We start from the raw sequence: 20290 nt of genomic DNA on the forward strand, positions 1-20290 counted from the left end.
TCAAAAAAATGTGCTATAGTTCGGCCTCTTCGTTGTTGAGCTTCTTCCTGAAACGCGGCGGTGAAGAAGAAAGCAGTACGTAAGTACCGCTTGAAGAAGTACCAGAGGTGGCTGTAGCTCAGTTGGTAGAGTCCTGGATTGTGATTCCAGTTGTCGTGGGTTCGAGCCCCATCAGCCACCCCAAAGAATTCAAAGAAATCAGCCGCCTAGAGCGGCTTTTTTCTTGTCCGCCGTTTCTGCAATGGTGGCATGAACAGCGATTGGCGGCATCGGTCAGGCACTGCTCTTGATCTTCACCAAGCGCCGGCGTTCCATTTGAAAACCCGCACCCCATGATCGCTCATGACGCGGAACAACTCGGGCGCGTTAACACTAATTGAGCCGATGAGTCGCCGGTAATGCGGCAGTTGGCCAAAGCCGAACAGACCGAGCAGGTCAGCTAAGCACTAATCATTCGCCGCCGCCGGGCCGTCTGCCTGCTGCGGCGTAGCGGTATCGCGCCGTTGCAGCATGCGGGCGACCCGTTCGCTCGCGATCTGAAAGCGCTGCGCCAGGGACGCCGGCGCCAGCACATCGAATTCCACTTCCAGCGCCAGCAGCCAATACGTCAGCGCCTCCAGCGACTGGCCGATGCAGCGCAGCAGGCAACGGCCATCGTCTAACGCCTCGACCTGGCCGGCCGACGCGGGAATGCGCGCGGCAATCACCGCGTGCGGCGCATGCAGCACGATGCTGGCCTCTTCGGCGTTGGGCGCCTGGCCCACCGCCCGCGTCACATAGGCGCGCAGGTTGCCACCTTCGGGCGGCGGACGCGGCGCGAAGTGCGCGCCCAGCGCTACCGCGCTGGTGATTCGGTCGAGCCGGAACGTGCGCCAATCGTCGCGCGCCGGATCCCACGCCACCAGATACCAGCGATACCCCGTGTGCGCCAGCCCCTGCGGCTCGACCTGACGCGTGCTGGGCTGGCCGCGGCTGTCCGCGTAGTCGAAGTTGACGCGCAACTGGTCGCGGCAGGCGGCGGCCAGCGCGGCCAATAGTCCCGCATCGATCACCGGGCCGCCGCTCGGCAGCGGCACGATGGCCGACCGCAGCGCGTCCACCTTGTGGCGCAGGCGCGTGGGCATCACCTGCTCTAGTTTGACCAGCGCGCGCAGCGCAGCTTCTTCCACGCCACCGACCGTGCCCGTGGCCGCGGTGCGCAGCGTGATTGCCACCGTCAGCGCCTCGTCGTCGTCCAGCAGCAGGGGCGGCAGGGCGTTGCCCGCGCGAAAGGCGTAGCCGCCCGCCACACCGCTGCTGGCCTGGATGGGGTAGCCCAGTTCGCGCAGCCGGTCGATGTCGCGGCGCAGCGTGCGCGGATGCACCGCCAGGGTCTGCGCCAGGTCGGCGCCGGCCCAATGGCGGCGGGTCTGCAGTAGGGAAAGCAGGCGCAGGAGGCGGTTGCTGGAGCTGAGCATCGGTCAACGATAGCCTGTATCAAGGGCGGAAACTGTCCGCAATGGATTTTAAAGTTCGTCCGTCGTCAGCGGCCATGGGGCCGCGGCACTCCCCCAATCCGGAGCTTGTCCATGTCTATCGTTTTCCATTGGTACCCCCAGTCCAGCGCCTCCCCCATCGCCTGCGCCCTGGCCGAACTGCAGGTCCCACACGAACGCGTCAAGGTGGATATCCAGGCCGGCGAGCAGCGCCGCCCGGAATTCCTGGCCTTGAACCCCAACGGCAAGGTGCCGACCCTGACTGTGGACGGTGCGCCGCTGTTCGAAGCCTTGGCCATCCACCTGTGGCTGGGTGAACAATGGGGCGTCGAGCGGGGCTTGTGGCCCGCGGCCGGCACTTCGCAGCGGCTGGCCGCCATGTCGTGGTGCACGTGGGCCTACGTGACGTATGGCGCGGTGGTCTCGCGCCTGTATGTCGTCGCCCACGGCGACGAGCAAAGCCGCGATGCCCGCCAGGCCGAGCGGGCCATCGCCGACCTGGATTCGCTATTGGGGCTGCTGGATGCGCATCTGACGCGCCAGCCGTGGATGGTGGGCGACAAGTACTCGCTGGCTGACCTGGTGGTGGCGTCGGTGGTCGGCTACACCGCCTCTCTGGGCGCACCGGTGGCCGCCCATCCGAAGGTGCGGGCATGGCTGAGCACGATCAAGGCCAGGCCGGCGATGCAAGGCGAGGTCTGAAGCGACGGCGGGCCTGAGCAACCCAGCGCGCCATGTGGCCGCGCGTGTGCGCGGCCGCGTCCAAGCCGGCTTGACGCACTATGGTATGAACCGCCTGCATCGTGTCCGCGATTTCMTGTTCTGGCCCGATTCACTCAAGTTCTTGCCCTGGCTGCCGTTAACGCTGATACACCTTCATACGCCCACGGAAATCAGCGCCATGTTTGATTGGATCTCTCTTGCCCTAACCATCATTGCTCTGATTGCTTGGGCAATCCATCGCCAAAAGAAGCGGCATGACGCGCTGTTGGCCAAGTTTCGCGAACATAATCAGAGACTCGGTACGTCCTTTCCTGAAAACAGTGTCGACAGCGAACTGATTCTTAGCGATAAGGACAAAAAGGTCGTCATGGCGTTCGACCCCCAAACCCGAAAACTCTGCATGGTATCGGGGGCGAAGGATCCGGGCGAGGTGCTCGACTTTTCCTACATCAGGCAGTGGCAGTTGAAATGGACCGAGGTTTCAGGCAACGGTGGGCTCGCTTTCAAGGATGTCCATTTTGCCTTTTCCACAAACGACCTTAAAAGGCCATTGCTTCACATCGCCGTCCCCGGCAAGGGCTATGGAGATACGTGGAATAGCCGCCTTGCAATTCTGATGGGCGCCTAAGGGACTCCACGCCTTGGCGGCATCTTGATTCACGTTCCAGGCTTATCCGCACCGCGACGCAAACCGCAAACCTGAAGGGCCTCCACCCGCATTCAAGTCACCCCGGGAATGGAACTTGCTGTAGTCATGTTTCCCAAGCCGCCCACGCGGCTTGATTGATCCTAGGAGACCGGACATGGCTGACAACGTCATCAAGACACTGAACCACCTCATCGAAACCTCGAAGAACGGACAAAAGGGCTTCGAAGCCGCGGCCGATGACACGAAAAACCCCGAGCTGCAGCAGCTATTCAGGAACCGGGCGCAAGATTGCGCCACGGGGGCCGCGGAGTTGCAAACCGTGATCGCGCAGTTGGGTGGCGTGCCTGAAGACAGTGGCACGGTCGCGGGTGCGGTGCATCGCGGCTGGACCAACTTGAAGGCCGCCGTGGCCGGCCGCACCGATCTGGCCATTTTGGAAGAGTGTGAGCGGGGCGAAGACGTGGCCAAGGCGGCCTATGCTGACGCGCTGAAGGAACCGCTGCCGGAAGAAATTCGCGTGATCGTGGAACGGCAGAATGCCGGCGTTGTGCGAAATCACGATCAGATCCGCGACCTGCGGAATCGCTACAAGGCCGCGAAGTAACGTGGTGCCGAGGCTACACCTACGAGCGCCCCTGAAGGTGTAGCCCGGGTGTAGCCCCGGTATAGCGCGGTCGCCTGGCGCGACAGGCGTGGCATTGAGAACCAGGGCGCCGCAGCGCACCCCTACAGCAAGCGCTCATCCACCCCATTGCGCAAGTCATAAGGCGACCACAAGATCCGCCCGACGATGCGAACCTCGCATCCGTCTTCTTTCTCCAGCGCAAAAGGCGTATAAGCCGGGTTCAACGACTTGGCCAGCCAGCCGCCTTCGCGTTCGCGCGCGATGCACTTCACGATCATCTTGCCGCCCTGGTTGATGGCGTAGACCGTACGCGGGTCGATCTCGCGCGGGTCGGTGATGGGGTCTTCAAAAAACAGCATGGGTCCGCCGTTGCGAATCACGGGTTCCATGCTGTCGCCTTGCGCATACACGATCTTCATGCGGCTGATCGGCAGCTTGAACGATTCCAGAAATGAACGGCGCAGCAGAATTTCGCCGATCTCGGTCTCGTGATAGTTCTCGATGCCAAGCCGGCCAGCGGCCAGGCGCACATCCAGCTCGGGGATGGGCATGAATTCCTGGTCGTTGGCGGAATAGCCCGCGTGGGCGACGTGGCCGACGTTGGCCGCGGTGCTGATGCGCAGCGCCTGCATGCGTTCGGCCTGATGTGTGGTGATGCCGTCCGGATCCCAGGGCGCTGCCGACACGGGCGCCATCGGGAATTCATCCGCGACGGCGTCGATATTCAAAAGGGTGCCGCGCTTGGATTGCGAGGACTTGGATTGCGCGGCCGCCGCCTTCGTCTTGACCCCCATCTGGCCCAGTGCCAATAGCAGCGCGCCTTCCAGACGCTTGAGCTGATCGTCGGCCAAGCCTTTGATAAGCGACTGCGGCACCGAAGCAAAGGGCCACGCCACGTCAGTGGCCGGGGTGGCAAGCGGGGCGGCTGCCGATAGCGATGCGGCCTTTTTAGCTTCGGCCGCCAATCGCGGGCTGATCGCAGCCAGTGTGCAGCCAAACCCTTCGGCGTAAGCCATGGCCGCTTCAATCCCAATGGGACGGCGGCCGGTGATGTGCTGATAAATCATCGCCTGGCCGCCCTTCACGTGGTGGTCACGAGCAAAGGCCGCGCGGTTCACGCCTTCAAAGCGTGCGCGCAGCGCGGCGGCTTCCTCTTCGATAGTCCACATTTTCATATAGCAATGCTATGCAAATTAAACTATAGCATGGCTTGCTAATAAGATGTAGCGTCGCTATAGTTTTGGTAATGAACCTACATGACTATTTCGATTGCGAGGGAGCCATTACCGCTGCGGCGCTGGCTCGGCGCGTGGGGGTATCGCCCGCGCTGGTCTACCAGTGGCGCACCGGGCGCCGGCCGGTGCCGGTCAAGCACTGCGCCCTGATTGAGCTGGCCACGTGCGGCTGGGTCACCCGGCGCGACTTGCGTCCCACGGATTGCATTCGAATCTGGCCGGAGCTGGCCGAAGGGCTGAAGGCGCAATGAACTACTACCCCCATCACATTGGCGATTTCAATAGCGCCACGCGGCACCTGACGCGCATCGAACGCAGCGTCTATCGCGACTTGATTGAACTCTATTACGACACCGAAGCCCCTTTGTGCGGGGACGTCGACAAACTCTGCCGCCTGTTGATTGCGCGGTCAGACGAAGAGCAGGCCGCGGTGGTCCAGGTGCTGGGCGAATTCTTCGTGGACACCGAGCAAGGCTGGCGGCATGCGCGTTGCGATGCCGAGATTGCCCGCTACCACGGCAACAAGGAAGCGAAGTCCGCGGCCGGTAAGGCCAGCGCGGCCAAGCGGGCGCGGCAAGCTTGCCGGCAAGTGAACGCGGCGGAGGATGTGGCAGAGAAAGCGGCAGAGAAATCGGCAGTAGAGGCAAAGGTGGAAGGCGTGGAAGGCGGGGCGGGCCAACAGCCGTTGAACACCCGTGCAACTAACCATGAACCAGAACCAGAACCAGGAACCCAAAGCCAGAAAGAAAAGGAACCCCGGTCGTGCCAGCGCACTCCAGGTTTTGACGCTACCGCCATTGCCTTGCCCGAATGGCTGGACCGCGCCGATTGGACCAGTTGGGTAGCGGATCGCAAGGCCCGCAAGAAGCCGATTACGGAAGAGGGCGCGCGGCGGCAATTGCAACAGCTTGCTGCCTACCGCGCCGAGGGCATTGCCGCCAGTGCGGTCATCGCACACAGCATCGCCAGCGGCTATCTCGGGCTGTACCCACCGCGCGATAGGCCGCGCACCGCCGGAAGCAGCCGCGTACGGCAACGCGCCGACTGGTCATCTGAACTGCGCAGCGTGTTGGCCGAAGGCCGGGGACGTGGCGAGATCGACATGGGGGTGATCGATGCAAGTCGCTGAATCGTCCGCCAGCCTGGGCGCGCTGGTCGTCAATGAAATGCACCTGCTGTATGGCGCCAAGTTCGCGCAGCAATGGGAAGGCCTGACGCCGCGCGAGTTGAAGGATTCCTGGAATCAAAAGTTATCGGGGCTGACCGAGGCGCAAGTCAGGCGCGGGCTGACCGCGTGCCTGACGCGCGAGTGGCCGCCCACGCTGCCCGAATTTCTGAAGCTGTGTTGCCCGTGGTTGATCTCCGAACTGGCCTATCACGAAGCCGTGCGCGGCGTGTCGGCGCGGCGGCGCGGCGAGACCGGTGATTGGTCGCACCCGGCGGTGTATTGGGCGGCGGTTGGCGTCAGTACGGTGGACCTGCTCAACAGCAATTACGGCGCTATCAAGGCGAGGTGGGAAAGGACCTTGACCGAGGAGCTGAGCAAAGGCGCGTGGCCCGACATTCCGCCACCGCGCGCGGCACTGCCCGCGCCAGGCCAGACGCTGGCCACGCGCGCACAAGCAGAAGCCGCGCTCAAAAAGATGGGGGCGGGAAAGCTGTTGGAGCCGCGCAGCCGGTCGCATCGCGAGTGGATTGATCGATGGGAGGCGCGCATCGCGCTTGGCGGTCACCCCACCAAGGCCATCGCCGAGATGCTGACGCACGCCAGGCACACCACCAAGCCGGAGGGCGCATGACGCGGGTACACGAATCGAGATGCGAAGCGGGACAAAAAATGGGACCCAAAGCGGAACACAACGCGGAACACAAAAAGGGATGCGACACGGGACACCAAAGCGGTTCCGCGATCCGCAAACAAGAACGAGGCAACAAGACAATGGAAGCAAGGGCAGGCACGCAAGCAGGCTTACCGCGTTGGGTGGAAGACGAAATTCGCAATTGGGCAAGATCGCAATGGGAAGGCGACTGGCCGGGCCCGCGCCGCATGGCGCAAGACGCGCCGGACGTGTGCGCGTTTCCGCCGCTGCCGGGTCACGATGACGACGATGAGCCGCTGCGCATTCCGGTGAATCATGAACGGGCGCGCCGGGTTGACGCGTTGTATGAAGCGCTGCCGCTGGTTGAGCGGCGTGTGGTGCAAGCCGAATACACGCGGCGCGCCGACTACGGCGATCTACCCGCGCATCTGCGTCAGGACAAGGCCTGCCGCGTCATCGGTATCACGCTGCCTTACTACAAGGTGGCGTTGGGCAGTTTCAAGCAACAGGTCTGGAGGGCATTCAAATGAAGTACGCGCATGAAGTCATCGATTTGCTGGCGGCATATCCGGGGCGCGAGTTCAGAATGGCCGAGATCCTGCGACACGTCAGCCGCGGCATTCCGTTGGCGCCCGCATCGCAAGAAGCCATGCGCCGTGGCGCGCGCCGCGTGCTGGACCACTTGCTGGATGCGGGGCATGTGCAGCGCTGTGGCGGCAACACCAAGTCTGCAACCTACGCGTGGTCGGAATTGGGACACGCACTTCATAAAAACCATGCCCATTTGGGACCGGATTTGAGACAATAGCTCCGGGCCATTGCGCCCACACGAAATGCAGCCCGCCCACCTAAACGGTTCGCGGGCTTTGTTTTTTTCAGACCTGAAACCGGACTTCCATGACGCCCGATAACGCAATTCTTACGTTGGTGACGGCCGCTGCGGGCGGTGTGCCCGTCGTCTCGTCCGACGACGCGCAATCCAGTCCGCAACCGCCCTACATCGCGATGGCGGTGCGTTGGGTACAGACAGGCCCCGCTGAAGCCGGGCCGGTTGACGACGATGGCAATCAGCCTGTGCATGACCACCGCGATGCGACCGTCGAGCTGCGCAGCGTGGGCGCCGCCGCCTACGCTGCGCTCGACAAGATGGGCCTGACCTTGCGCCATCCCGTTTATGAGGAGCAGGCGGAAGCGCTGGGCCTGGCGCTGTTTGAAGTCGGCCGCATCGAGCGCGTGCCGCGTGAAAGCGCGGGCGCCGCCAGCGAGCGGCTGGGTGTGCTTGAGCTGGGCATCCGCTACGCGCAAACCTATACCGATGTTGTCGGTGTCATCGAAACCGTGACCGGCACGATCACCACGACGGGCGGGCTCATGCCTGCCCTGGAAACCTCTTTTTCCGCGGAGACCGAGAAGGCGACGTAGCGCCCCAGGTCTTCTTAACGCAGTCCCGCCGCCCTTGGGCGGCTTTTTTTTTGGAGCCGCAAATGGCAAAAATCGACCGGATCGTCAATGTGGCGATCTCGCTGAACACCACGGCGATCAAGGAGCAGAACTTCTCTGACATCCTGATCCTTGGCGCGCATGCGCTGGCCGTCAACCGCGTCTTGGTGGTGACCGAGCCGGGCGAACTGCTGGATCTGGGCATGTCGCCGAATGATCCTCTGTACATCGCCGTGCGCGATGCCTTCAAACAGATCCCGACTGTCGCTCGCGTTTTCGTGGGCCGCCGTCAAGTGGATGCATCGCGCATTTCCGTGACGCGTGCCGCTGTGGCCGACTACGCCGTCTCCCTGTCGTGGCGTGATGCCGCTGGCGCCGTGCAAAAGGTGGGCGTGAACGTGTCGGGTCTGGCCGAGAGCACCCCGCAGACGATCGCCACCGCGCTGGCTGCCGCCATCGTCGAAACCGATGCGCCGGTAACCGCTACCGCGACGGGCGCTGACGTTGCCGTGACCGCCAGCCAGGCCGGCCAGGCCGTCGCCATCGCCGTGAAGGGCAATGTGCAATTGGCCGCACCGGTCAGCACCGAAACCCCGTCGGCCGCCTTGAACGCCTGCCTGCGCGAGAACGGTGACTGGTACGGCGTGTCGTTGGCCAGCCGTGTCGAAGCTGACGTGTTGGATGCCGCCGAATGGGTGGAATCGAACGAGCGCCTGTTCGGCGTGTCCAGCGCACAGGCCGGCATCATCGATGCCGCCGTGTCCAGCGACATCGCGTCCCAGTGCCAGCAGAAGCAGTTCTTCCGCACGCACGTTTGGTATCACGGCCAAGCTGCCAGCGAAGCGCTGGATGCCGCCGTCGCCGCCAACCGCTTCACCTTCTATCCGGGCGGTGAAACGTGGGCGAACACGCGTCTGTCGGGCGTCACCTATGACAGCCTGACTGAAGGCCAGGCGCTGGCCGCACACGCCAAGAACGCCAACACGTTCGAGCAGATGCGCAACTTCGCCGTGACGCAGAACGGCAAGGTCGCCGCCGGCGAATGGATCGACGTGATCCGCGGCCGCGACTGGCTGGCCGAGCAGGTGAAGATCAACGTCGCGTCGCAGCTGATCAACGCGAACGGCAAGGTGCCGTACACCGACGCCGGTATCCAGATCCTGGTCAACGGCATTCGCCAGGCGCTGCTGCTGGGCCAGAGCCGTGGCCTGGTTGCACCCGACGAGATCGACGACGCCGGCCGCAAGATTCCCGGCTTTGTCATCAACGTGCCGCGTGCAGCCAGCGTTTCCACCAACGACAAGGCCAACCGCATTCTGCGTGACCTGACGTTCAGCGCCCGCCTTGCCGGCGCCATCCATGTTGCCGAAATCAAGGGCAACCTCACCTACCAACAACTGTAATCGGGGCCTACTCATGTCCGTCAAAACTTACGCACCCAATCAGGTGAAGATCGTGATGGGCGCGCTGCCCATCTCTGGCCTGGCCGAAGACACCTTTGTCACCGTGACCGAGATCGGCGAAGGCATCGCCTCTGTCGTCGGCGTCGATGGCGAAGTTGCGCGTTCCATGTCGCGCGATTCGCGCCTGCGCATCACGCTGACGCTGATGCAGACCAGCGCCAGCAACGCCGCGTTGACCGCGCTGCATCAGGCCGACCGCGCTACGGATGGCAACGGCGCCGTGCCGATCTCGGTGACCGACTTGCGTGGCACGTCGCTGCACGCCTCGGACTCGGCGTGGATCGTCAAGATGCCCGACGCGGGCTACGGCGCCAAGGTCGGCAGCCGCGAATGGTCGATCGAGACCGGTCCGGCCATCAACGTCATCGGAGGCAATACCTGATGAGCGCCATCAAGGAAGTGACCATCGGTTCGACGGTCTTCCGGGTCTCGCGGTTTGATCCGTTTCGCCAGCTGAAGCTGTTGGGCGACCTGCAAAAGGAAGTGCTGCCAGCCGCGGGCTCGATGTTGACCGCCGTGTTCGGCGGTGACGGCGCGGCGCAGGAACGCGACGAAAAGGCGATGCTGAACGCCTTTCGCGAACTGTCGGTCAAGCTGGGCGGCGACAGCCTGGCCAGCTGGGCCGAACGGCTGATCGACGCGGAACTGGTGACCTTCGAGCTCGCGGGCCGCGAGCCCCAGAAGCTGACGCCGGCGCATCGCGGCCTGGCGTTTGGCGACTATGCCGAAATCCTGGAGCTCTTGTTCCACATCCTTGAGCACAACTTCGCCGGCCCTTTGGCGCGTTGGGCCGGCCGCTTTGGTCCGGCCCGCGCCAAGCTGGCGAGCCTGTCGGGCGGTTCGACGCAGGCTTCGAAAGAGAGTTGATCATCTGGCGGCCCATCCTGGCCCGCCATGTCAGCCTGGACGCCGTTAAACGCGGCGATGTCGACCTCCTGGACATCATGAAGCTCAATGCGCTGATGGATGCCCAGGCGGCGGCCCAGGCTGCGGCAGAAAACAAGGCGAGGTAACGATGACCGTTGTACGAGAACTGGTGACGCTGTTGCGCTACCAGGTGGATGATTCCGGGCTGAAGGTGTATCAACAGTCGTTCGAGGCGATGCTGTCGGCGATGGTGAAGGCAAGCACTCAAGCCAGCGCGGCCATCACTAAAGCCTTGGCGGGTGCGCTGCCGTCGGTGATGAATGCGCAGCAGACGGTAGGCGCCATGGTTCAGTCGCAGCGGCAGGGGGTATCGGCCGCGCGGCAACACGCCACGGCGCTTGGCGGCCTGCGAGGCGTTGTTTCTCTGACGCTGGGCGGTTCGCCCTTGAAGCGCATCTTGAGCGACATCGACGCGTGGGCGCAGACGCAGATGCGTCTGCGGCAAGCGGCCGGATCGGACGCGCAGGCGTCCGACGCCGACCGCGACCTGGCGCGCCTGTCGCGCTCCAGCCGCACGCCGTATGCCGATAACGTCGATACGTATGCACGCACTCGGCAGGCCCTGGAAGATCAGGGACGCTCCAGCATTGACGCGTCCAGCATCACCGAAGCGGTGGCGTTGGGCATGAGCTTGTCGGGCGCACCGGCGCAAGACCGTAGCGGAGTCGTCGCATCGCTGCTGAAGATGATCGAGCAAGGCAAGCTGGGCATGGAGGAATACAACGCCTTGCCCCGGCGCATGCAGGATGCGCTGGCCGCGGGCTTGGGCGTCAATCGTGGCCAATTGCGCGAGCAGGTGCAGGGCGGGCAAGTAACGGCTACCCGCGCCTTGCCCGCGCTGGAATCGCAGTTGCCCAAGATGCGGGCGGAAGCGGAAAGCGCGCCGGCGTCCATCACCGGCGCGATGACGGTGTTCAACGACGCCATGCAGCGCTACTTTGGCGAGACGCTGCCGATGGGCCGTGCGGCGCTATCGGCGGTGACGGCATCGATTCAATTCCTGGCCGACAACATCGACGCCGTCGTCAAGCTGCTGGCGTTGGCGGGGACCAGCTTGGGGCTTGTGGCGCTGAGCAACTGGCTCCGCCAAGCCACCGTGCAGTCTGGCGGCTTGCTGCGATCTCTGGTCGCCGCCACCCGCGTGGCCTTGGGGCTGGATGCGGCGATGGCGCTGCGCAGCGGCCCGGCAGGCGCGATGCAGATGCTGTCGGTGTGGACGCGGACGCTGGCGCCAATGCTGCGCATGGCCGCGGTGCTGATGACGATCTACTTGATCGGCGAAGACATCGCCAATTGGCTGAGCGGGGGCGACTCCGTGCTGGGCGGCTGGATCGGTGGCGTGGAGCAATGGCAGGATGAGCTGGATGCCGTGTCGGGTGTGCTCGGCGTTGTGAAGGATCTGCTGGTAGGCGCCGGGCAGACGCTGGGGCCGTGGATCGCTCAGTTTGGAACCATTGCCATTTTGGCCTATGGACTGTGGCAGATGCTGTCGCCCATCGGCAGCGTGATCCTCTCCATGGCGAAGATCGCCGTTCCCATGCTGTGGAACGCATTCCTGTACCTGGCCACGACCATCATCCCGCTGCTGTGGAACGGGCTGATGTGGGTGGCGACGACGGCGCTGCCGATGTTGTGGAACGGGTTGCTGTACATCGCGCGGTCCGTCATCCCGATGCTGTGGAACGCGTTTGCCATGACGCCCATTGGCCGGATCATTTCCGCCATTGGTGTGCTGGCGCTTGCGTTGTGGCAGATCTGGGAAAACTGGGATGAGATCCAGGCCTATATCTCGGCGTCCTGGGACGCGCTGATGGGAATCGCGCACGACTCCTTCCTGGGGCCGGTGATGGAATACATCTCGGCGATCTGGGCGTTCTGGAGCGAACTCGTCAGTGGCGTCGTCGCCGCGTTCACGGGCGATTGGGACGGCGCAATTGCCCATTGGCAGGGCGCCTTCAGCGGTTTGTGGACGTTCTTCTCAGGCATGGGCGGCCGCATGATCGCCACGGTCAAGGAGATTGGCGCCGCGATTCAAACGTGGGTGCTGGATAAGGTTCAGAAGGCGAAGGAGTGGTTTAAGAGCCTGGTGCCGGGCGGGTCGAAATCTGACAAGCAAGCCTCCGCGACGGATGCGGCAGGCGCCAAGCCAGACCTTGCGCCGGAATGGATGGCCGTGGCCAGTGGCGCTGTCGTTCCGGTCGTGCCGCCTGCGGTTGTGGTCGGCCCCGCGTCGAACCTCGGCCGCGCGCCGTTCTCGTACCAGAGCCACAACGACATCGTCGTCAACGTGACGGGGGGGGAACCTCAAGCCGTCAGGAGCGCTGTTGAGCGGGGCGTCGGCTTGGGCTTGCAACGCAACCTTTCCGACGTGGGCAGAACCTTCGACCTGCCGGCCCCCGTCGAGATGGTCGCCTAGGAGCAGCAATGAACTTTGTTTCCATGATCTTTGGATGGAATGGCGGCAGCAGCATTGGCGCGTTGCCACTGGATGCGTTGGTGGGCGAGAAGACGGCACTCAACAGCCGCGCCACCTCGTATGCGGTGGAAGACGGGCCGTCGGTTTCGGACCACGTGGTCCAGGAATCGGAACTGCTGACGCTCGACGGATGGGTCACCGCCGCCGACATCACCTTGCTGGGCGGCTTGAATGCGCGGGGCGCGTTGGGTGGCATGGGGGGCTCTGGCGGGGCGTCAACGGACGTGGGCCGGTCAAAACTCATCGGCGCCAAGGACGCCTTGCGCAAGATCCACGCAGACCGCCTGCCCATCACCATCACGACCGGACTCGATGTCTATGAGAACTTCGTGATGGAAAGCTGCTCCATTGGGCGCAGCAATGGCGGCGGTGACCGCTTCGAGCTATCCGCCACGTTCAGGCGCATCCGCAAAGTGACCTTGCGCCAGGCGGACATTCCCCCCGAGAAAACCTCGGGCAGCGCCACGGGCAAGGCTGGCACGACAAAACAGAACGCCGGCAAGACCAGCGGCGTGCCGGCCACCCCGAAGCAGCAGGGCGGCATCTTTACGACAAGGCAAATCCCGACATGATCCAAATTCCGATTCCGGACGTGAACGACAGTCTTACCGAAGTCGATCTGGACGGCCTGACCTACTTCTTGCGGCTGTCCTGGAACAGCGAGGCGGAACTGTGGACGCTGTCCATCGAGAACGCCTACAACGAGCTCGTCGTGGCGGGCATCGCCGTGCTGCCGGGTACGCCGTTGCTGTCGGGCTACCGGCACTTGACGGTGCCGGCTGGCGAACTGGTGGCGCTGGCGCCCGACCGTCGCGACACCATCAGCCGAGCGGCGCTGGCCTCAGGTGAAGTCGCGTTGATCTACGTGGATGCGCAGGAGATGGCGGATGGCCAGATTTGATCGGGTTTACCGCTTGCTCGTGGGCAAGAGCGGTCAGAAGGCGCTAGAGATCGTGCCGCCCATTCGGCTGACGTTCGACATCGCCAAGACCGCAGGGGAATCCCCCAACGACGCCAAGATCACGCTCTACAACCTGGCGGCGGGTACGCGTGGCGCGCTGGAAGAACCGAACCTGCGCTGCGTGCTGTACGCGGGTTACGCCGAAGAAGGCGGCCCGCTGTTGATGGCCTCGGGCAGCGTGGTGTACGCCTACACCCGATTCGAACAGCCGGATGTGATTACGGAGCTGACGGTCAAGGACGGCTATATCGAAGTGCGCGACACGGCGGTGTCGATCGGCCTGGGGCCGGGCGCGCAGGCCAGCGCCATCATCCGTGACATTGCCCGCCAAATGGGCTTGCCGCTCGTCATGGCGGACGACGTGCCTGACCGCCGCTGGGAGCAAGGGTTTTCTTTCTACGGCGCCGCTCGCACGGCGTTGCACAAGGTGACGCAGGGCACCGGGCTGGAGTGGTCGATTCAGAATCAGCAGCTACAGGTGGTGCAACGGCTGGGCACCACGCGGCGTCAGGCCGTCGTGCTGGCAGTGGACACGGGGCTGCTGGGCCAGCCCGAGCGCACGCGTGAGGCGGCCACCGAGAAGGCGGCATCGAAAGGGCCAGCGAAAGGGCCAGCGAAGGCCGCTGAACCGGCAACGGCCGCCAGCGCCAAGCCGGCAAGCGGCCAGCAACAGCGCGACGGTTGGAAGGTGAAGTCGCTATTGCTGCCGACCATCAGCCCCGGCGACCTGGTCAAGGTCGAGAGCCGCACGGTTGGTGCGTGGCAACGCGTCGAAACCGTGCACCACACCGGCGACAGCGAGGGTGGCGATTGGCAGACCGAATTGGGGCTGGTCGACCGCTATGCGCCACCGAAGAAAAAGGAAAAGACATGAGCCAAGCAGTGACCCTGGTGCGCCGCTTGATCGCGACGGAGCTGGCGGACGTCTATACGACGCTACCCGGTGAAGTGGTGGCCTACGACGGCGTTTTCGTGACGGCCAGGCCGACGTTGGCCAAGCGGCTCGCCAACGGCGAAACCTTGCCGCCGCCGCAGATCGTGCGTGTGCCGGTGTGCTGGCCGGTAGGCGATGTGAATGGCGCGCGTGCGTTGATCTCGGTGCCGCTGAAGGCGGGCGATGCGATCAAGCTGTCGTTCTCCGCGCGGGCGCTTGAGAACTGGCTGGCGGGCGATAACGGCCCGCCCGACGACCCGCGCCAATTTGATTTGTCGGACGCCTTCGCCTCGCCGCTGCTGCGGCCCGGCACGATGGCGGCCGACACGCAGAACGTCTGCATCCAGTACGGTCCCGGCATGTTGAAACTGTCGCCCGCCGGCGACCTGACGTTTCAGGTCAAGACCTGGACGGTTCAGGCCGAACAGACAACGTTCAATACACCGGTGACGGTGAACGGCCCCTTGACCTACACGCAAGGCATGGCGGGCGAGGGCGGCGAAGGCGGCGCATCCATGCGTATCCGGGGCGGCGTGGCGTACGAGGGCGGCGCCATCACGCACAACGGCAAGAACATCGGCGACACCCATCGCCACGCCTATGCGGGCGGCATCACGGAGAACCCTGTCTGATGGCACTCGACCTTGCGCTATCCGCCGACCACGATCTGGACCTGGATCTGCTCGGCCGCACTTCATTTGTGGACGGCGCCGAACGCATCGCCCAGCAAATCAAAACCACCTTGCTGACTTTTCTGGGCGAGTGGTTCCTGGACACGACGTTTGGCGTGCCGTATTTCGATGACGTGCTGGTGAAGTCGCCGAACCGGGCCAGCATCGAAGCCATCTTCCGCGCGCGCATTCGCGCCGTGCCGGATGTGGCCCGCGTGCGCGGCCTTGAGCTGCAAATTGAACGCCAATTGCGCGTGCTGCGTGTCACCTATGACGTGGACACGGCAGCAGGACGGCTCGAACGAGTCGTTGAGTTGCGCACGTCTTAACCCCAATCTTTTTTCGAGGTACCTATGGCCTACGGTGTCACACCGGACGGGTTCGTACGCCCGCGCCTGCCGGAAATCCGCCAGGAGATCGTGGCGGACCTGCGCGCCCGCATGCAGTCCGCCGGCTTCAACGGCGCGGTGGAAACCCGCCCCGACAGCATTACCGGTCTGTTGATCGATACGTTCGCCGAGCGCGAAGCCACGTTGTGGGAGCAAGCGGAAGGCGTGTATTACGCGATGTACCCCGGTTCGGCGACGGGGGTGTCGCTGGATCGCGCGGTGTCGTTTACTGGCGTGTCGCGGTATCGCGACGAGCCCTCGCGCGCCTATGTGGTGCTGTATGGCGCGGCGGGCACGACGGTGCCGGCGGGCGCGCAAGTACGGCATCGCGTCAGCCAGAACCTGTGGGCGCTGGAGAGCGCCACGCAGATCCTGGCCGGCGCCGCGGCGGACGTGATCCTTCAACCGGCGGTTACGCCATCCAGCGCCTACATCGTGTCAATCGACGGTGCGGCATATTCTTACACGTCGGGCACGACGACGAACCTGCCTCAGATTCTGGCGGGGCTGGTCACGGCGTTGACGCCTAGCGGCCTGGCCGTATCCAGCGACGGCGCCTCGGTACGCATCCATACGGATGGACGCAGCGCGGCGGCGTTCACGTGGTCCGGCAACTTGTCTCTGATCCGTTTAGGCTCGCCGGGCCTTGCCGTGACGCTGGGCGCATCGACGGAAGGCGCGGCGGTGGGTGACTTGAACGGCATCATCACGCAGGTCGATGGCTGGGAAGCCGTGGGCAACCTGCAAGCGGGTGTGGCGGGGCGCCTGGCGGAGAACGCGGCGGAGCTGCGTGCGCGATATCCCACCGGCCTGTTCCGGTTGGGCGCGGCGACGCTGCCCAGCATCGCACCTAATGTGCGCGACCGCGTGGCTGGCGTGCGCACCGTGAAGGTGTTCATGAACAGCACCGACACGCCGGATGCGCTGGGCCGTCCGCCGCACAGCGTGCATGTGGTGGCGGACGGCGGCCTGGACGACGAAGTGGCCGACGCAATCTTTCGCGTGGTGGCCGCCGGCATCGACACCCATGGCAAGCAGCAGGTGGTGGTCAAGGATGAGGACGGCGCGGACCACCTGATCCGCTTCGACCGGCCCGAACGTGTCTACCTGTGGGTGCGCTGCGCCACCACGCTGCTGTCGCCGGCTGAGCAGGCATTTCCGCCAGACGGCTTTCAGCGCATTGCCGAAAACCTGGCAGCCGTGGGCGACGCGTCGAGCATTGGCGAAGACGTCATCCTGCAACGGCTCTACGGCGCGATCTATCGCACGCCTGGCCTGGCGTCGGTGGATCTGAAGCTGGCGTTCTCCACCAACCCCGCGTTCACGCCCACGCCGGCCGACTACCGCGCCGCCAACGTGACGATCCAGGACTTCCAGGTGGCCGCGTTCGACTTGTCACGCATCGAGGTGACCTGATGGACTTGAACCAAGACCATGGGCAAGTTGCGTGGGGCCACTGGCTGGGCCAGTTCCAGACCAAGCGGCGGCTGGAGGCGCTGGTCCGGGCGCTGCTCAAACCCGCCGATGGCCTGCAAGGCGCGCTGCGCTCCCTGTACGAGGACCGGTGGCTAGAGACCGCGGTGGGCAAGCAGCTCGATGGCATCGGCGAGATCGTGGGCTTGCCCCGCGTCATTGATGAAGCGATCTACATCCGCTTCTTCGGCTTCGAAGGGCAGCCGAACGTCGGAGGCTTCTCCGACGCCCGTTTTCGCCGCGCCAACGAACGAACGGTAGCCGGGTCGACGTCCTTGCTGGACGCCGAGTACCGCAAGCTTCTGTACTGGAAGATCGCGCTGAACAACGGGCACGGCACCACGCCAGAGATCGCCTCGTCGCTCAAACCGATCTTCGACGTGAGCCGCGTCGTGGTGCAGAACGCGGGCAACGCAAAGATCCGCATCTGGGTCAGCCGGATTCCCGGTCCCAATGACCCGCTTATGGCCAACCCCTATAAGTGGGTACCCCAAGCCGCCGGTGTCGGCGTGCAACTCATTACCGGCTCGACCGACAAGCCTTTCGGCTTTCGCGAGCAAGGTTTCTTTGGCTTTGGCGTCGGCGTGCTGGCGCGAGGAATCTACTGATGGCAGACCCTACTTTTTTCGACCTTTTCAACTCGACCTGGGCGCAAAACGGCCTGACCGAGGGCATCACCGACCTGCAATACAAGACGGGTTGGTCGTACATCGGTTCCGTGCCGCCCTCTGTCGAACAATTCAACAAGGTCCAGCAGACCACCGACGAACGCCTGGCCTGGCTGTACAAGCAGCTGGACGGCCTGGCGGCAGTCACGGGCCGTCCGCTAGCGGCCACGGGTTTCGACGCACTGAGCTACGCGCAGCAGAACCTGAACGCCACCAACCTGAAGACCGGCACGGTGCCTGTTGCGCGCTTGTCGGGCACGGCCACCGCGCTGACCGCAGGCGCCGCGCAGAAGCTGGCCACGGCGCGCACCATTGCAGCGACCGGCGACGCAACGGGTTCGGGAACATTCGACGGTTCCGCGAACTTGTCGGTGGGCCTGACGCTCAGCAGCACCGGCGTGACTGCGGGCAGCTACGGCAATGCCAACGCGGTGCCGACGTTCACCGTAGACGCCAAGGGCCGCGTGTCGGCAGCCGGCGAGGTCGCAGTCGGTAATGCCGCCACCGCAACCAAGCTGGCGACGACGCGTTTGTTCTCTGTCACGGGCGGCGCGACGGCTGGCGGCGTGAGCTTTGACGGAACCGGCAACGTCGCGCTTAACGTGACCGCGTTGGACGTGTCGAAAGCCACCGCCGGCACCTTGCCGGTGGCGCGCGGTGGCACGGGCGTGGCGACGCTTGCCGCCGGCTCGTACTTGACCGGGGCGGGCACGGGCGCGCTGGTATCGCGCACGCCGGCGCAGGTGCTGGAGGATATCCAGGCACTGCCGAAGGCGGGCGGCGAGGTTACGGGTCCGGTGGTGTTGGGCACGGGCGCGGCGATCGGCTCGCAGTATGGCGTGAACACGTCGTCGGGACGCACTGCGCACGTGCTGTTGCCGGATGGCGGCGCCTATTCGACCCACACCGCCACCGTCGCGGGCGCGATGAAGATCACGCTGCCCGCTGCGGCTGTCGGGGTGAACACGATGCTGCGCTTGCGCGTGGACCTGTTCGAGTACCTGGACGGCGTGCCGCCGGTGTCGCTGTTGATCCATGGTTATGTTCAGACCACGAAGGCGTGGGGGCGTTGTGGGGCGACGGTGCTGGCGGGTGGCGCCGCGTCAGATGTTCCCGTTCGCTTCGGGTCGGACGCGGCTGGGGTTCCGTGCATCTGGATCGGTGACACGAGCAAGTCCTGGTCATATCCGACTGTGACGGTGGCGGAAGTCTCGGCCAAGTACAACGCGTCGGGCGCAACCGTTGCCGCGTGGGGGGCGGGGTGGAAGGTGGAACCGGTCACGGCATTCGAGACGGTGGTGCAGACGTTGTCGGGTAGCAACCTGGCGTTTGGCCGCGCGGATATCGCACGGGTCATCGGTTTGCAGGACGCGCTGGATTTGAAGGCCTATGCTGCCGTGTCGTTGGTCGCGGGTAATGGATTGAGCGGCGGGGGCACGCTGGGCGCAAATCGTACGTTCACGTTGGGCACGCCGTCCAAACTGTCGGCCGCCACCACAAATGCGGTGACTGCCACGAGCCATACGCATGAGCTGGACACGCAGACGGCGCCGAACGATGCGACCGTGGGCCGAATTCTGACGGTGGGCAACGCCTTCGGCTTGGGGTCGGATAACCCGTTGGGAACCCTGGATCTGAACACGGTGAAGATCCCCGGCTTTTACGGGCAGTCTGCGAGCGCCAATGCCACATCGGCGCGCAATTACCCCCTTGCTATGGCTGGCGCGCTCTTGGTTGAATCGGGTGGGAGCCAGATCACGACGCAGAAATACACGATCTACAACACGGGAACGATATACAGCCGCGCCTGCTACAACGGCGTTTGGTATGCGTGGAAGGAAGTCGTGACGGTCGATAGCAATCCTGCCAATGCATGGGCAGGCATGATCGCCTTCTTCGCCCGTTCGACCCCGCCGACGGGCTGGTTGCGCGCCAATGGCGCAACTATTTCCCGCGCAACTTATCCCGATCTGTTTGCCGCCATCGGAGCGAATTGGGGAGGGGGAAACGGAACCACGTTTGTCCTGCCAGATTTGCGAGCCGAGTTTATTCGTGGCCTGGATGACGGGCGCGGCGGGGATCCCGGGCGTCTGCTAGGTACGCCTCAAGGCAGTCAAAACCTGATCCATGCCCATGGCGTCAACGATCCCGGCCACGTGCACCAACTGAACTATCAGGTGCCCACGAACATGGTCGATACAGATAGGGGAACCAGCGGTTCGAGCCAATTTTCGATTGACGATCCGATCATCCCCCACACGGCCACGAGCTGGACCGGTATATCCATCCAGCATGACGGTGGAAATGAGTCGCGGCCGCGAAATCTCGCCCTTTTGGCATGCATCAAGTATTGAACGGAGG

Annotated in this window: 24 protein-coding genes and 1 tRNA gene; 23 read left to right on the plus strand and 2 right to left on the minus strand. The window is 64.1% G+C overall.

The genetic code is table 11. From position 1 onward, the window contains the following. The first annotated feature begins 107 nt into the window (after nucleotides 1–107). Nucleotides 108–183, plus strand: a tRNA-His gene (locus tag AC1DB0_RS14655). A 263-nt stretch (nucleotides 184–446) separates the two neighbouring features. On the opposite strand, the gene AC1DB0_RS14660 is transcribed toward AC1DB0_RS14655, so the two are convergent. Then, nucleotides 447–1457 carry a helix-turn-helix transcriptional regulator gene (locus AC1DB0_RS14660; protein ID WP_175172129.1) on the minus strand — a complete coding sequence of 337 codons (1011 nt, stop codon included), beginning with the start codon at nucleotides 1455–1457 and terminating at the stop codon, nucleotides 447–449. Nucleotides 1458–1568: 111 nt separating this feature from the next. Here AC1DB0_RS14660 and AC1DB0_RS14665 point away from each other — a divergent pair, with 111 nt between their 5' ends. From AC1DB0_RS14665 to AC1DB0_RS14675, 3 genes are all read left to right on the plus strand, one after another. Further along, nucleotides 1569–2177, plus strand: coding sequence for a glutathione S-transferase family protein (locus tag AC1DB0_RS14665; protein WP_427945836.1), 609 nt, complete (start codon nucleotides 1569–1571; stop codon nucleotides 2175–2177). An 85-nt stretch (nucleotides 2178–2262) separates the two neighbouring features. Then, the gene (locus AC1DB0_RS14670) at nucleotides 2263–2826 is read left to right on the plus strand and encodes a hypothetical protein (RefSeq protein ID WP_476758693.1); all 564 of its coding nucleotides are present in this window, start codon (nucleotides 2263–2265) and stop codon (nucleotides 2824–2826) included. Nucleotides 2827–3001: 175 nt separating this feature from the next. Next, on the plus strand, nucleotides 3002–3451 hold the full coding sequence (locus AC1DB0_RS14675) for a PA2169 family four-helix-bundle protein (protein ID WP_054426708.1): 450 nt from the start codon (nucleotides 3002–3004) through the stop codon (nucleotides 3449–3451). Between the two features lie 122 nt (nucleotides 3452–3573). Here the strand turns inward: AC1DB0_RS14675 and AC1DB0_RS14680 are convergent, their stop codons facing one another. Next, the gene (locus AC1DB0_RS14680; RefSeq protein ID WP_054426709.1) at nucleotides 3574–4647 is read right to left on the minus strand and encodes a S24 family peptidase; all 1074 of its coding nucleotides are present in this window, start codon (nucleotides 4645–4647) and stop codon (nucleotides 3574–3576) included. 71 nt (nucleotides 4648–4718) lie between these two features. On the opposite strand from AC1DB0_RS14680, the gene AC1DB0_RS14685 reads away from it, so the two are divergent. The 19 genes from AC1DB0_RS14685 to AC1DB0_RS14775 all read left to right on the plus strand — a co-directional run bounded on the left by AC1DB0_RS14685 (nucleotide 4719) and on the right by AC1DB0_RS14775 (nucleotide 20283). Beyond that, entirely contained in the window at nucleotides 4719–4958 is a 240-nt protein-coding gene (locus tag AC1DB0_RS14685) for a transcriptional regulator (RefSeq protein ID WP_054426710.1), read from the plus strand. Further along, nucleotides 4955–5836, plus strand: coding sequence for a DUF1376 domain-containing protein (locus AC1DB0_RS14690; RefSeq protein ID WP_054426711.1), 882 nt, complete (start codon nucleotides 4955–4957; stop codon nucleotides 5834–5836). Before AC1DB0_RS14685 ends, AC1DB0_RS14690 begins: the two co-directional genes overlap by 4 nt. Continuing rightward, entirely contained in the window at nucleotides 5823–6506 is a 684-nt protein-coding gene (locus AC1DB0_RS14695; protein WP_054426712.1) for a hypothetical protein, read from the plus strand. Before AC1DB0_RS14690 ends, AC1DB0_RS14695 begins: the two co-directional genes overlap by 14 nt. Nucleotides 6507–6646: 140 nt before the next feature. Then, nucleotides 6647–7057 (plus strand): hypothetical protein, encoded by a 411-nt coding sequence (locus tag AC1DB0_RS14700; protein ID WP_054426713.1) that lies wholly within the window; start codon nucleotides 6647–6649, stop codon nucleotides 7055–7057. Then, nucleotides 7054–7335 carry a hypothetical protein gene (locus tag AC1DB0_RS14705; RefSeq protein ID WP_054426714.1) on the plus strand — a complete coding sequence of 94 codons (282 nt, stop codon included), beginning with the start codon at nucleotides 7054–7056 and terminating at the stop codon, nucleotides 7333–7335. Before AC1DB0_RS14700 ends, AC1DB0_RS14705 begins: the two co-directional genes overlap by 4 nt. Before the next feature lie 89 nt (nucleotides 7336–7424). Beyond that, nucleotides 7425–7949, plus strand: a complete 525-nt coding sequence (locus AC1DB0_RS14710; protein WP_054426715.1) for a phage neck terminator protein — start codon at nucleotides 7425–7427, stop codon at nucleotides 7947–7949. Between the two features lie 62 nt (nucleotides 7950–8011). Next, complete coding sequence (locus tag AC1DB0_RS14715; RefSeq protein ID WP_476757206.1) at nucleotides 8012–9370, plus strand: DUF3383 family protein; 1359 nt, start codon at nucleotides 8012–8014, stop codon at nucleotides 9368–9370. A 13-nt stretch (nucleotides 9371–9383) separates the two neighbouring features. Further along, a complete protein-coding gene (locus AC1DB0_RS14720; protein ID WP_054426717.1) occupies nucleotides 9384–9812 on the plus strand; it encodes a phage structural protein in 429 nt (142 codons plus the stop codon). Beyond that, the gene (locus AC1DB0_RS14725) at nucleotides 9812–10297 is read left to right on the plus strand and encodes a phage tail assembly chaperone (protein ID WP_054426718.1); all 486 of its coding nucleotides are present in this window, start codon (nucleotides 9812–9814) and stop codon (nucleotides 10295–10297) included. Before AC1DB0_RS14720 ends, AC1DB0_RS14725 begins: the two co-directional genes overlap by 1 nt. After that, on the plus strand, nucleotides 10294–10443 hold the full coding sequence (locus AC1DB0_RS14730) for a hypothetical protein (protein WP_181953216.1): 150 nt from the start codon (nucleotides 10294–10296) through the stop codon (nucleotides 10441–10443). Before AC1DB0_RS14725 ends, AC1DB0_RS14730 begins: the two co-directional genes overlap by 4 nt. A gap of 2 nt (nucleotides 10444–10445) precedes the next feature. Next, nucleotides 10446–12773: a tape measure protein gene (locus AC1DB0_RS14735; protein ID WP_476757207.1), complete on the plus strand. Its 2328-nt coding sequence runs from the start codon at nucleotides 10446–10448 to the stop codon at nucleotides 12771–12773. An 8-nt stretch (nucleotides 12774–12781) separates the two neighbouring features. Further along, nucleotides 12782–13405, plus strand: a complete 624-nt coding sequence (locus AC1DB0_RS14740) for a phage baseplate protein (protein ID WP_476757208.1) — start codon at nucleotides 12782–12784, stop codon at nucleotides 13403–13405. Beyond that, nucleotides 13402–13734, plus strand: a complete 333-nt coding sequence (locus tag AC1DB0_RS14745) for a phage baseplate plug family protein (protein WP_054426721.1) — start codon at nucleotides 13402–13404, stop codon at nucleotides 13732–13734. The genes AC1DB0_RS14740 and AC1DB0_RS14745 overlap by 4 nt, the downstream gene beginning before the upstream one ends. Further along, the gene (locus tag AC1DB0_RS14750) at nucleotides 13721–14668 is read left to right on the plus strand and encodes a phage protein (RefSeq protein ID WP_175172119.1); all 948 of its coding nucleotides are present in this window, start codon (nucleotides 13721–13723) and stop codon (nucleotides 14666–14668) included. The genes AC1DB0_RS14745 and AC1DB0_RS14750 overlap by 14 nt, the downstream gene beginning before the upstream one ends. Then, the gene (locus AC1DB0_RS14755; RefSeq protein WP_175172117.1) at nucleotides 14665–15360 is read left to right on the plus strand and encodes a Gp138 family membrane-puncturing spike protein; all 696 of its coding nucleotides are present in this window, start codon (nucleotides 14665–14667) and stop codon (nucleotides 15358–15360) included. Before AC1DB0_RS14750 ends, AC1DB0_RS14755 begins: the two co-directional genes overlap by 4 nt. Continuing rightward, nucleotides 15360–15728: a contractile injection system sheath initiator gene (locus AC1DB0_RS14760; RefSeq protein WP_175172115.1), complete on the plus strand. Its 369-nt coding sequence runs from the start codon at nucleotides 15360–15362 to the stop codon at nucleotides 15726–15728. Before AC1DB0_RS14755 ends, AC1DB0_RS14760 begins: the two co-directional genes overlap by 1 nt. 24 nt (nucleotides 15729–15752) lie before the next feature. Continuing rightward, nucleotides 15753–17204: a hypothetical protein gene (locus AC1DB0_RS14765; RefSeq protein ID WP_447578347.1), complete on the plus strand. Its 1452-nt coding sequence runs from the start codon at nucleotides 15753–15755 to the stop codon at nucleotides 17202–17204. Continuing rightward, nucleotides 17204–17869, plus strand: a complete 666-nt coding sequence (locus AC1DB0_RS14770; protein WP_054426726.1) for a baseplate wedge 1 family protein — start codon at nucleotides 17204–17206, stop codon at nucleotides 17867–17869. The genes AC1DB0_RS14765 and AC1DB0_RS14770 overlap by 1 nt, the downstream gene beginning before the upstream one ends. Continuing rightward, a complete protein-coding gene (locus AC1DB0_RS14775) occupies nucleotides 17869–20283 on the plus strand; it encodes a tail fiber protein (RefSeq protein ID WP_476757209.1) in 2415 nt (804 codons plus the stop codon). The genes AC1DB0_RS14770 and AC1DB0_RS14775 overlap by 1 nt, the downstream gene beginning before the upstream one ends. Nucleotides 20284–20290: the final 7 nt, after the last annotated feature.

Source organism: Achromobacter sp. 10T422, from assembly GCF_056394065.1.

Coding starts and splice junctions, on each gene's coding strand:
- AC1DB0_RS14660 (WP_175172129.1), bottom strand. CDS start 1,457: ATGCTCAGCTCCAGCAACCGCCTCCTGCGCCTGCTTTCCCTACTGCAG.
- AC1DB0_RS14665 (WP_427945836.1), top strand. CDS start 1,569: ATGTCTATCGTTTTCCATTGGTACCCCCAGTCCAGCGCCTCCCCCATC.
- AC1DB0_RS14675 (WP_054426708.1), top strand. CDS start 3,002: ATGGCTGACAACGTCATCAAGACACTGAACCACCTCATCGAAACCTCG.
- AC1DB0_RS14680 (WP_054426709.1), bottom strand. CDS start 4,647: ATGAAAATGTGGACTATCGAAGAGGAAGCCGCCGCGCTGCGCGCACGC.
- AC1DB0_RS14685 (WP_054426710.1), top strand. CDS start 4,719: ATGAACCTACATGACTATTTCGATTGCGAGGGAGCCATTACCGCTGCG.
- AC1DB0_RS14690 (WP_054426711.1), top strand. CDS start 4,955: ATGAACTACTACCCCCATCACATTGGCGATTTCAATAGCGCCACGCGG.
- AC1DB0_RS14695 (WP_054426712.1), top strand. CDS start 5,823: ATGCAAGTCGCTGAATCGTCCGCCAGCCTGGGCGCGCTGGTCGTCAAT.
- AC1DB0_RS14700 (WP_054426713.1), top strand. CDS start 6,647: ATGGAAGCAAGGGCAGGCACGCAAGCAGGCTTACCGCGTTGGGTGGAA.
- AC1DB0_RS14705 (WP_054426714.1), top strand. CDS start 7,054: ATGAAGTACGCGCATGAAGTCATCGATTTGCTGGCGGCATATCCGGGG.
- AC1DB0_RS14710 (WP_054426715.1), top strand. CDS start 7,425: ATGACGCCCGATAACGCAATTCTTACGTTGGTGACGGCCGCTGCGGGC.
- AC1DB0_RS14715 (WP_476757206.1), top strand. CDS start 8,012: ATGGCAAAAATCGACCGGATCGTCAATGTGGCGATCTCGCTGAACACC.
- AC1DB0_RS14720 (WP_054426717.1), top strand. CDS start 9,384: ATGTCCGTCAAAACTTACGCACCCAATCAGGTGAAGATCGTGATGGGC.
- AC1DB0_RS14725 (WP_054426718.1), top strand. CDS start 9,812: ATGAGCGCCATCAAGGAAGTGACCATCGGTTCGACGGTCTTCCGGGTC.
- AC1DB0_RS14735 (WP_476757207.1), top strand. CDS start 10,446: ATGACCGTTGTACGAGAACTGGTGACGCTGTTGCGCTACCAGGTGGAT.
- AC1DB0_RS14740 (WP_476757208.1), top strand. CDS start 12,782: ATGAACTTTGTTTCCATGATCTTTGGATGGAATGGCGGCAGCAGCATT.
- AC1DB0_RS14745 (WP_054426721.1), top strand. CDS start 13,402: ATGATCCAAATTCCGATTCCGGACGTGAACGACAGTCTTACCGAAGTC.
- AC1DB0_RS14750 (WP_175172119.1), top strand. CDS start 13,721: ATGGCCAGATTTGATCGGGTTTACCGCTTGCTCGTGGGCAAGAGCGGT.
- AC1DB0_RS14755 (WP_175172117.1), top strand. CDS start 14,665: ATGAGCCAAGCAGTGACCCTGGTGCGCCGCTTGATCGCGACGGAGCTG.
- AC1DB0_RS14760 (WP_175172115.1), top strand. CDS start 15,360: ATGGCACTCGACCTTGCGCTATCCGCCGACCACGATCTGGACCTGGAT.
- AC1DB0_RS14765 (WP_447578347.1), top strand. CDS start 15,753: ATGGCCTACGGTGTCACACCGGACGGGTTCGTACGCCCGCGCCTGCCG.
- AC1DB0_RS14770 (WP_054426726.1), top strand. CDS start 17,204: ATGGACTTGAACCAAGACCATGGGCAAGTTGCGTGGGGCCACTGGCTG.
- AC1DB0_RS14775 (WP_476757209.1), top strand. CDS start 17,869: ATGGCAGACCCTACTTTTTTCGACCTTTTCAACTCGACCTGGGCGCAA.